Below are 9,308 nucleotides of genomic sequence, written 5' to 3' on the forward strand. Positions count from 1 at the left end.
TGTGCCAATCTTTTGGCGGACTGGTCTTACTGCGCACTGTGACCAGCGAAGGCCATAGACGCCGGGCAAACAGCCCGAGCAGCCACTGCGATCGAAGCCCAACCAATCGCTCGCTTTGTGTGCGTATGCAAAGACGCGCTTGGGACCGACGGTATTGCTAGCCATGCAGGAGCACACCGCGGTCAATCCGGGTTCTTCACACAGTGTGCACGCACACTGCTGCTGAGCCGTCATAGCCAATGACTCGGCACGAGCACGAGATCAGGCAGGGCGCGGGCAGGGGGCACAACGCAAGGAACACTGTAGACTCTCCGGCCAGCACAGCGTGCGGCCTGATGAAAAAGCTGGCTGTGTACACGCACACAGCGCTCAGAGTTCTTGGGACGGATTGCGACGATCCCGCGGACACGCTCGCTTCGCCGCGAAGCCCGTCGAGTCATGATCGTCATGTGTCGTGCTCTTCGAGAATGTGGCTCCGCTCAGCGGGGTGGACATGCTGCCCCGCTACGGAGGTGCAACGCCGCCTAAGAAGCAACGCGACGATCTGCAGCCAGCCGCCCGCTTGAGGCCCGTCAGCTTTCAAACGGCTATGCGGGCTAGATCTAACAAGTAGTATCGTTGGCTGAAACTCCTTACCTAAGCGGTGGGCGGGTGAACGAGCCGTTGGCGAGGTGTCCGCTACAAAATTAGCGACCTGCTTCGCGTTGAGAGGTGGAGAGCCTTGGTATTCGGCCAAGGCAGCGCCACTATATATCGTGCGGCGGAGTTGCATCCTGCTCCACCGCTCTGCAGGTCACGCGAGCCGCACAGCCGAGACGCGAAGTAAACGCTCTTCGATTTTGCTGCGCGGTTTACCGGGCGGATGCGCTGCGCAACTCGAACCTGACGGCCCTTGTACTTGCTGTGTTGGTGAAGACTCGGCAGGACAGGATAACAGCAGATGTTGCAGTGCTATTCGGTGTGCGTGCACACAGCAGTAGGCAGAGTGCGCGCGAGTCAGCCCTCCCATATGGCAGGGTAAGACTGGAGGGCAAACTGCGGGCAGGCAGGGACCTAACCTGCCGGAATCCCGACCCAGTTCATCGCAGCGTGCGCCACCAGCTAATGTGTGTGCATACAGCCGGCTCGCCAATCTCTCCGATTCTGCTGGTGAGGCGGTGCGGCCTTTCTGTGCGCGCACACGCGCATCCAGCGCGAGGATTTCGCTTGCATCGCCTGGACCCGCGCAGCAAGTTGCATTTGCGCATCCGAAGGGGGGTTCGGACTGCGTAAGCGCAAGTCGGTTGAGGGGAAGCTCGATTGCGCTTTTTGTGCCTCCTGCCGTTGACACGGAGGGACCCATGGCTTGGGCAACTAAGCTGGGCGACATTGCGAAGCGCCTTCGCAGCCAGCAGATCGCCATTCTGGCGGAGCAGAACGAGAACCGACGTGAGAAGGCGCTCCGCCGCTTCACCTCCAAGGAAGCAGCTGCCCTGCTCGGCATTACGGAAAGCCATCTGCGGAACCGGGTGGCCGGCGGCGAGGGCTTTCCCGAGGGGGAGTTGAGCGGCAAGAACCGCACATTCTCACTGGTGGAGATTAACGCCGCGCGCCAGTGGCTGTTCGACAGCACCGGCAACACCAAGTACCTGACGGGCCGGCGTGGGGCTGACGGGCTCTGCGTGATCGCTCTCACCAACTTCAAAGGAGGCGTCGGCAAGTCGACCAACTCGACCCACCTGGCCCAGTACTTGGCGCTGCGGGGCTATCGCGTGTTGCTGGTCGATCTCGACGCCCAGGCTTCCACCACGGCCCTGTTCGGGCTTGATCCCGCCCGACAGATCGGGCGTGGCCCCGACAGCGAGGTTCTCGCGGGCGGCACCTCGATTGAGGGCTGGATCTCACGCGAACCCGGGAAGGAAGAAGAGGCGGTGCGCAATGCCATCCGCCCGACCTACTGGCCGAACATCGACCTAGTGGCAGGCAGCGCCGTCCTTCACAGGACGGAGGACCAGTTGAAGCAGCGTCAGAATATGACCAGCGGGCCCCTGCCGGAGGTCGAGTTTTATGCTGAGGTCCGCGCCTTCCTCAAATGCACCGGCGCCAGCTACGACATCGCCATCCTAGACTGCCGGCCGGACATCAACATGCTCTCGGTCAATGCTTTCGCGGCAGCGAATGGCTTAGTCATCCCGGCCCTGGCGACGAACCTCGACCTGCAGTCTATGACGGAGTTCCTCGCCTTCCTCGGCGGGACCGAGCAGCGGATCTCCAAATGGGAGGGCAGAGATTGGCCGGGCTGGGCCTTTGTGCGGGTTTTGGTGAACCGCTTCAACGCCCAGAGCCGGCCACAGGTCGAGATCGTCGACAACCTTAACGTCGTCCTCCGCGAGCTGATGATCCGGGCTCCGATGGTCGAGACCAGCGCACTCGGCTCCGCGGGAAACGTGAAGTGGACCCTCTACGAGTACGTCCCCGCCAAAAGTGAGAGTGGCTCCTACCGTCGCGCGGTCCTCGCCATGGATGCAGTGGGCGCGGCCGTTGAGGCGGAAGTACTCAGCTTCTGGGGCCGCAAGCCCATAGAGGCACCCGCCTTCGACGTAGCGGCCGAGTAGCGGAGGGGAGGGTTATCATGGCACAGCGCCCCGCCGCGCGGCCCGCACGCCGCAGCATGAGTGAACTCGCCACCGCACTGACCGAGGAAGATCTGGCCGCTGGCGAGGCGCCGGCCCAGCCTTTCGGGCCGGAGGACGCCCTGAGCCGGCATGACATATCCCTAAAGCAGGCGCTCGCCGCCGCCGAGGAGCGCGCGCGGGCGGCCGAAGCCGCCCTCGAGGCCGCCAGGGCAGGGGGCGACGTCTCGCCGCCCACCGGCAATGAGGTGGTGTCGCAGGAGCTGGAGCGGACCAAGGAGGCACTCGCTGCTGCCCTCGCCGATCTTGAACATCAGCGCGGCCTCGTCGCCCGGGCGGAAGCGGAGGGCGCCCTCTCGGAGTTCCGCTACATCGATCCGGAGCGGATCGAGGATAACCTGCCCGGCGACCGCTTCGACTTCGCCTATGCCGAAGCCGATCTTGCAGAGCTCGCGGCCGACATCGAGAAGCGCCGCCAGGACAGCCCTATCTTGGTCCGCCCGAAATCTGGCTTTCCCTTCGGCGAGCGCTTCGAGATCGCCGCCGGCAAGCGGCGCTTGGCGGCCTGCCGGCTGCTCGGCATCCCGGTCCTGGCCCGCGTCCGCGACCTCAACGACGAAGCGATGCTTGCGGCCCGGTTCGGGGAGAACCATCACCGTCGCGATCTCTCACCTTTCGAGCGGGCGCAGTATTACGCCGGTTCGCTTGAGAGGACCGGCCTGACGGTTGGGGAACTGGCCTCAATCTACGGCGTCGGCCGGACCGTCATCCAGCACCACTTGGCGCTGATGCGGATCCCGCGGCCCGTGATCCGGGCATTCCGAGACCCGGCGGCGGTCAGCCATCGGGCGGCTAAGCGCCTGCTGGACGCACTTGAGAAGGATCCTACAGGCGGAGATCGCGTGATAGCGGCGCTCGATCGGCTGGCCGAGGTACGCGGCCGGGGCGACGCCGGGGTGGCTGATCTCGATGAGGTCTCAGTGGCGCTCTCGGCAGCGCTGCGCAGGGAGCCCGCCATACCGCGCCGCCGCGGCGAGGGTAGCCGGCCAATTTATTTGGGGCGGCGCAAGATCGCCACAGCGAGCCAGAGCGGTGGCCGCTGGCAGCTGCGGTTCGACCCGGAGGTCGATGACAACTTCATCGAGCGGCTGACCGAGCGACTCCCCGAGCTGCTGGAGGAGATCGCCCGGGAGGCTAGGGCCGCCTCGAAAGCGGCAGCCTGACGGAGCGCCGCCGGAGGCGTCGACCCCGGCGGCGCCTGCTCCGCATCTGGAGAGCATGCAAATCGGCACCTACCACTCGATCGCGCCGAAGCATGTACCGGATCGCGGCAGTGCCCCGAACCCTCGCCGAGTTCGAGTATCGCTTTAACCGTCGTTACGATCTCGCCGCCATGCTGCTTACCGTATGTAGCCGCTTGCCCCAGCGCCCGCGTCCTGGTTAGGGTCCGATCCCGGAGGCACTCTCTATGCCCGATACCGTCCCCGTGACCATCGAGGTCGAGCCCGATGCTGCCGCCGCGCTCGGCGACGCGGCGCGGCGTGCCCGGGTCGGCCGCCTAGTCAGCCGGATGCTGCGTCCCGCGAGCGTCGAGCGTCTGTTCGAGGTGATGGACGCGGTCTCGGCCGAGGCCGAGCGGCGCGGCCTTACCGACGAGATCCTTGAGGCGGAACTTGCCGCCTACAACGCCGAGCGCCGGGACCGGCCGCCCGCTGCGTGATCGTCTTTGACGCAACCACGCTTGTCAGCGCGACCTTCCGCCGCGACGGCGTGCCGGCCCGGGCTGTGCGCCACGCGCTCCGGTCCGACCGGGTCGCTGTGTCCGAGGCGGTGCTGGCCGAGTTGCTCGACGTGCTCGACCGGCCGCGCCTTGCGCGCTTTATCGACCCGGAGCTGCGCGCTGAATTGGTCGGCCAACTCGATGCCCTGGGGCTGTTGTTCACGCCGACCGAAGCCGTCGCGGACTGCCGCGACGCGAAGGACGACAAGTACCTGGAACTCGCCCTCGCCGCCGGCGCCGAGGTGATCGTCAGTGGCGATGCCGACCTGCTCGTGCTGCACCCCTGGCGCGGCGTCCGGGTCTTACGGCCGGCAGACTACCTCGCGGAGATCACCGGTAGCGCCTGAGCTGATCCTACTCGCCCCCGTCTCGCTTGGCCTTCCCGCGCTTGTGGCTGCCAGCGGCGAGTGTGGGAGTACGCTTCCAAGATTTCTTCGCGGCTGCCATCCGCAACCCGCACGCGCGCCGCAGCTACAGCCAGGCCGTCGGCACCTTCCTTGCCTAGTGCAAGGGCGAGGCCGGCATGGGCTTCCTGACCGATCTGGCAAGTCTGGGTCTGACCCTGGCCAAGGGCAAGCGGTTCCTGGCTGACGTGCAGCAGGAGATCGTCGCCGCGCAAGCCCGGATCGATGCCGTGCGCCGTCCGGCATGCCGCGGCGGTGGTGATGTGTGCCGGGTCGAAGACTACCGCCAGCACGCGTTGCGTCGCTTATACTCCGCCAGCTGCGGTGTCACCGAGACCGGGCTGGCATGGCCTCGGCACATCCGCTCGACCCCAGAGCTGGATCGGCTGCGGGCGCATCTCTCGGCTCTGGTGCTGTCGGTGGGCGCCGGCGCAGATCAGCACCTCGGCCAGGCGGCTGCCATGATGCACCCGACAACGTCGACGCCACCATCCAGTGCGAAGGGCACCAGCATTCGGACCGATCTCGCGGGATAGCACTCCTGCGCAGAGGCACAGTAAATGAAGAGTGCGGTGGCTATCGCCATAATACTGTGGCGTCGCTGAACGGAGATTAAGCGCGACATTTGCTTCTGTGTGGAAAAGACAATGCGGAGCTGGCAATCCAATCTGATATTTGTGTCCTTTTATTGTATTCCATTGGCTGCCTTGCTGAAAGGCCGCTTTATCGGAGGTGAGCGGCGCTTGCCCCAATCGCCGCAAGCTGCTGGAATCCCGGCATGTCCGACCTGCCCGCCCGCGCCGAACCGGCTCGGCAGGCCGCGGCGTGACCACCGCCGAGATCCGCCGCCTGGTCGCCGGCTGCGACCGTGGCCTCGCCGGCACCCGCGACCGTGCCCTGATGCTGATGCTCGGCTATGCCGGGGCGCTGCGGCGGAGCGAACTGGTCGCCATCGACCGCGAGCACCTGTCCTTCACCGCCGAGGGCCTGCGGCTGCGGCTGCTGCGCAGCAAGGGCGACCAGGAAGGGCAGGGGGCCAGCCTCAGCATCGCCCGCGGCAGCCGCCCCGAGACCTGCCCGGTGCGCGCGCGGGAAGCCTGGCTGCAGCGGAGCGACTGCAGGTTCGGCCCGGTGTTACGCCCACTTTCACTTCACTGAACCGAGCAACACACTGTCTTACGGATAGAGGGTGTCGAGCAACGCCCTGGCCTCCCGCATCTCGGGCGCGCTCGAACCGGCGGGCATCCGGCCGATCACCTTTGTCAGCAGGTCGTGGGCCTCGTGTCGCGCTTCCCGGTCCACGAGGAGCGGCGTTAGGTGCAATGCCGCGCGGAGTTCCCACAGCGTTGCGCCCTGGGTCTGCGCTACCGACACTGCCTTGCGGAGTTCGGTCTCAGCCGCGTTGCGGTCGCCCACTGCCCCGAAAGCTTCGCCCCGTATGCGGTGTAACTCGGCCTCATACCAGCGGTCGTCGGCCGCCCACGCCGTATCCAGAGCCTCGGCGACCGTGCCGAGCGCCTCCTCGGTCCTGCCGAGCCGCGTAAGTAGCCGGGCAAGCGTTCCGAGCATGAAGGCGGTCATCACGGAGGAGCCAGTCGCGCGGTACGCCTCAAGCGCCCGCCGGAGCATGGCGACAGCCTCTGCGACTCTGCCTTCTTCAGCGATGCAGAGCGCCTGCATGCCGGCGGCGGCTGCAAGCCAGTAGGAGTACCTCTGCTCGGTGCAGAACGCAATCGTTGGACGGATCTTCCGCGCGGCCGCCAACGCGTCGCCGCGCAGAAGCGAGTACAAACAGCTGAAGCAAAAGGCGCCGGCGTTGGCGGAGGTTGCACGCGAGCCTTCCGCGGCCGCCCACGCCTCCCGGTCCGCCAAATCGGCTGCCTCCACTTCGCCAGTAACAAGGAGCATCCAGGCCTGATAGGCGGCGAGCATAGCACGTAGGTCGGACACGAAGCCGAGCCGGACGTACCCAGGACTGTCCGGTCCGCACACCATCGACGCAGCGCGCAGGTGTTCGAGCGCCGCGGCGAAGCGGCCCATGTGGAATTCTGGCCACGCGGCAAAGAACTGACCGGCAAAGAGAAGGTGTCGGCCGTCGGTCCGGCCGCCAATTTCCAGCATACGCTCAGCGGCGGCCAGAGCGAGCGCCGGTCGCCCCCCGACCAGATGGAACATGAACCGGCCGTGCAGGACCGAGAACGTCCTCTCGGAGTCGTCGACGCTCTCCGAGAGCTCGAGGGCTCGGTCAAATGCGCGACCCGCAGCGGCATCGCCGAAGCCACGGGATCCCATCACGGTCTGCGCGAGGGCGATCTGGAGATCGAGTTGCAGTATCCTCTGAAGATCATCCTCAACCTTGCCGCCGAGCAGGTCGAGCCCTGTGCTGAAATGCGCCTCGGCTTCAGCCAAGGCATAGCCCCGCATGGCCCGCAGCCCCGCCCGTAGCAGATGGCGGGCTGCCGTGATCGTCTCACCGGCCAACGCCGCGTGCCGGGCAAGCGTCTCGGGCTCCCGCTCAGCGATCTCGGGACGCCTTTCCTCGAGAAGGCGCAGCACCTTTCCGTGGAGAGCACGGCGCCTGCTCTTGAGGAGGGAATCGTACGCTGCCTCATGCAGCAGTGCGTGATTGAATGTATAGACCGCATCGGGCACCGCGCCTCGGCGCAAGACCAAGCCGGCGGAGACGAGCCGCTCCAGCCCCTCCTCAACCTCCACGGGTGCCCCTCCCGAGAGACCGGCCACCAAGTCATGCGGGAAGCTGCGGCCGATGACAGCGCCGAACTGCGCGGCCCGCCTTGCTCGCGGGTGGTGATCCAGCCGTGCCGCCAAGGAGGCGCGCAGCGTGGCCGGGATATCTGACTGCGTTCCGCCACCCGCCCCGGTTAGACCACCTTCAAGCACCGCCTTCGTCAGCTCCTCGACAAAGAGTGGCACGCCATCGGCACGCGCGATCACGTGGTCCGCCAAGGCCGCAGGCAGTGCTCGGCCACCAGCGACATGCGCGACGAGTGCGGTGCTCTCCCGTCGCCCTAGACGGCTGAGCGGAAGCGTCGTGACATGCGCCTGCCCAATCCAGTGGGCCTGGAATTCTGGCCGGTACGTTACCACGAGCAGCACCGGCATACCTTCGACGCGGGCAACGAGGAGGTCGAGCAGCTCGCGCGTACTCGGATCAGCCCAGTGGGCATCCTCCACCACCGCCAGGACGGGCTCACGCTGCGAGAACGCTTCCATCTGCCGCAGCAGAGTCGCCAGAGCGCGCTCGCGCCGCCGCTGCGGGCTGAACTCCTGCTTCGATTGCCACCGGTCGCTCACGGGCACGCCGAGTAGGTCCGCGAGGAGCGCGAGATCCTCAGGTGCCGCGCCGCTTGGCGCAAGCAGCGCCTCGAGTTTCGCAGCGCTCTGCGCCGGTGAGTCGCCGCGCGCGAGGCGTGCAACGCGCCCAAGCCAAGCGGTGACGGGGTGCAGCACGCTTCCGGTATGCTGTGGCGAGCAGTACCAAGAGATGCGCTGGTGTGGGGCTCCTTCAGCCGCTAGGGAGTCTGCCAGCACTGCTGCCAAACGGGACTTGCCGATACCAGGCTCGCCCGAGAGTAGCACGACCCGGCCCTCGCTGCCTGCGGCCTGTCGCCACCGCCGGAGCAATAAACTAAGCTCCTCCTCGCGCCCGACGAGCGGCGGTGCCGCACCGGCAACACCGCGCAGCGCCTCGAAACGACCCGCGGGTGCTCCTTCGCCCAGCGCGCGCCACGCTTGCACCGGCATGGCGAAGCCTTTCAAGACTGCCTCGCCCATGTCGGCGTAGTCGAAAAGGCGGCCCGCTAGCTGGCGCGTGGTGGCGTCGAGCACCACACTGCCGGGTTCGGCCAGCGCCTGCAAACGTGCAGCCAGGTTTGGCGTCCCGCCAACCGCATCGCTCACGCGCACCTCGCCTGCGCCAGCCAACTCGCCGACCACAACGAGGCCGCTGGCGATGCCCACGCGCGCAGCCAGCGGTTCGGTTTCGGTTCCGAGAGCGGCGACTGCGGCGGCGGCGCCGAGACCGGCGCGGATCGCGCGCTCAGCGTCGTCCTCGTGCGCACGCGGCCAGCCAAAGTAGGCGAACACGCCATCACCCATAAAGTTGGCAATGTGGCCGTCCTCGCTTCTGATTGCTTCGGTCACTCGGCCGCGATACGCGGTGAGCACATCCTGCAGAGCTTCGGCGTCTAGGCGCGCCGACAGCGCGGTCGAATCAACCAGGTCGCAGCACAACACTGTTAGGTGGCGGCGCTCTGCCGCTTCGGTCGGTACAACGGTGGGCGGTTCCCCGCCTGTCGGAGCCGGCGCCCCACCGCCCTCTCGCAAAGTCTGTGCAATATCGTTGCTCGTTGGCGTAGGCGGCGGCTCGCTATCCCGCACGACTTCGGCGGCAAACAGGTAGCCGCGCTTGGGGTATCTGCTCATCCCCGGTGTGGTCGGGGCTGGTCGGCGGGCCGCGAAGGAGCGCTTGACGTCACCACGGGGCTCCTG

Annotated in this window: 7 protein-coding genes and 1 pseudogene; 7 read left to right on the forward strand and 1 reads right to left on the reverse strand. The window is 66.6% G+C overall.

Annotation, left to right across the window (positions count from 1 at the left end; all coding sequences use genetic code 11):
* Positions 1-1,340 precede the first annotated feature (1,340 nt).
* The 7 genes and pseudogenes from Q7A36_RS36310 to Q7A36_RS36340 all read left to right on the forward strand — a co-directional run bounded on the left by Q7A36_RS36310 (position 1,341) and on the right by Q7A36_RS36340 (position 5,954).
* Entirely contained in the window at positions 1,341-2,594 is a 1,254-nt protein-coding gene (locus Q7A36_RS36310; protein ID WP_305108680.1) for an AAA family ATPase, read from the forward strand.
* Positions 2,595-2,611: 17 nt separating this feature from the next.
* Positions 2,612-3,835, forward strand: coding sequence for a ParB/RepB/Spo0J family partition protein (locus Q7A36_RS36315; protein ID WP_305108681.1), 1,224 nt, complete (start codon positions 2,612-2,614; stop codon positions 3,833-3,835).
* A gap of 113 nt (positions 3,836-3,948) precedes the next feature.
* Positions 3,949-4,056 (forward strand): annotated as a pseudogene (locus tag Q7A36_RS36320) (IS1595 family transposase); the annotation flags it as partial.
* Between the two features lie 24 nt (positions 4,057-4,080).
* A complete protein-coding gene (locus tag Q7A36_RS36325) occupies positions 4,081-4,332 on the forward strand; it encodes a hypothetical protein (RefSeq protein WP_305108682.1) in 252 nt (83 codons plus the stop codon).
* Positions 4,329-4,739, forward strand: a complete 411-nt coding sequence (locus tag Q7A36_RS36330; protein WP_305108683.1) for a putative toxin-antitoxin system toxin component, PIN family — start codon at positions 4,329-4,331, stop codon at positions 4,737-4,739. The genes Q7A36_RS36325 and Q7A36_RS36330 overlap by 4 nt, the downstream gene beginning before the upstream one ends.
* Before the next feature lie 176 nt (positions 4,740-4,915).
* Positions 4,916-5,332 (forward strand): hypothetical protein, encoded by a 417-nt coding sequence (locus Q7A36_RS36335; protein WP_305108684.1) that lies wholly within the window; start codon positions 4,916-4,918, stop codon positions 5,330-5,332.
* 289 nt (positions 5,333-5,621) lie between these two features.
* Positions 5,622-5,954 carry a site-specific integrase gene (locus Q7A36_RS36340; protein ID WP_305108685.1) on the forward strand — a complete coding sequence of 111 codons (333 nt, stop codon included), beginning with the start codon at positions 5,622-5,624 and terminating at the stop codon, positions 5,952-5,954.
* Positions 5,955-5,972: 18 nt separating this feature from the next.
* On the opposite strand, the gene Q7A36_RS36345 is transcribed toward Q7A36_RS36340, so the two are convergent.
* Complete coding sequence (locus Q7A36_RS36345) at positions 5,973-9,242, reverse strand: AAA family ATPase (protein ID WP_305108686.1); 3,270 nt, start codon at positions 9,240-9,242, stop codon at positions 5,973-5,975.
* Positions 9,243-9,308 lie beyond the last annotated feature (66 nt).

The sequence above is a fragment of the Paracraurococcus lichenis genome (assembly GCF_030657435.1).
Lineage (GTDB): Bacteria > Pseudomonadota > Alphaproteobacteria > Acetobacterales > Acetobacteraceae > Paracraurococcus > Paracraurococcus lichenis.

Coding starts and splice junctions, on each gene's coding strand:
- Q7A36_RS36310 (WP_305108680.1), top strand. CDS start 1,341: ATGGCTTGGGCAACTAAGCTGGGCGACATTGCGAAGCGCCTTCGCAGC.
- Q7A36_RS36335 (WP_305108684.1), top strand. CDS start 4,916: ATGGGCTTCCTGACCGATCTGGCAAGTCTGGGTCTGACCCTGGCCAAG.
- Q7A36_RS36325 (WP_305108682.1), top strand. CDS start 4,081: ATGCCCGATACCGTCCCCGTGACCATCGAGGTCGAGCCCGATGCTGCC.
- Q7A36_RS36315 (WP_305108681.1), top strand. CDS start 2,612: ATGGCACAGCGCCCCGCCGCGCGGCCCGCACGCCGCAGCATGAGTGAA.
- Q7A36_RS36345 (WP_305108686.1), bottom strand. CDS start 9,242: ATGAGCAGATACCCCAAGCGCGGCTACCTGTTTGCCGCCGAAGTCGTG.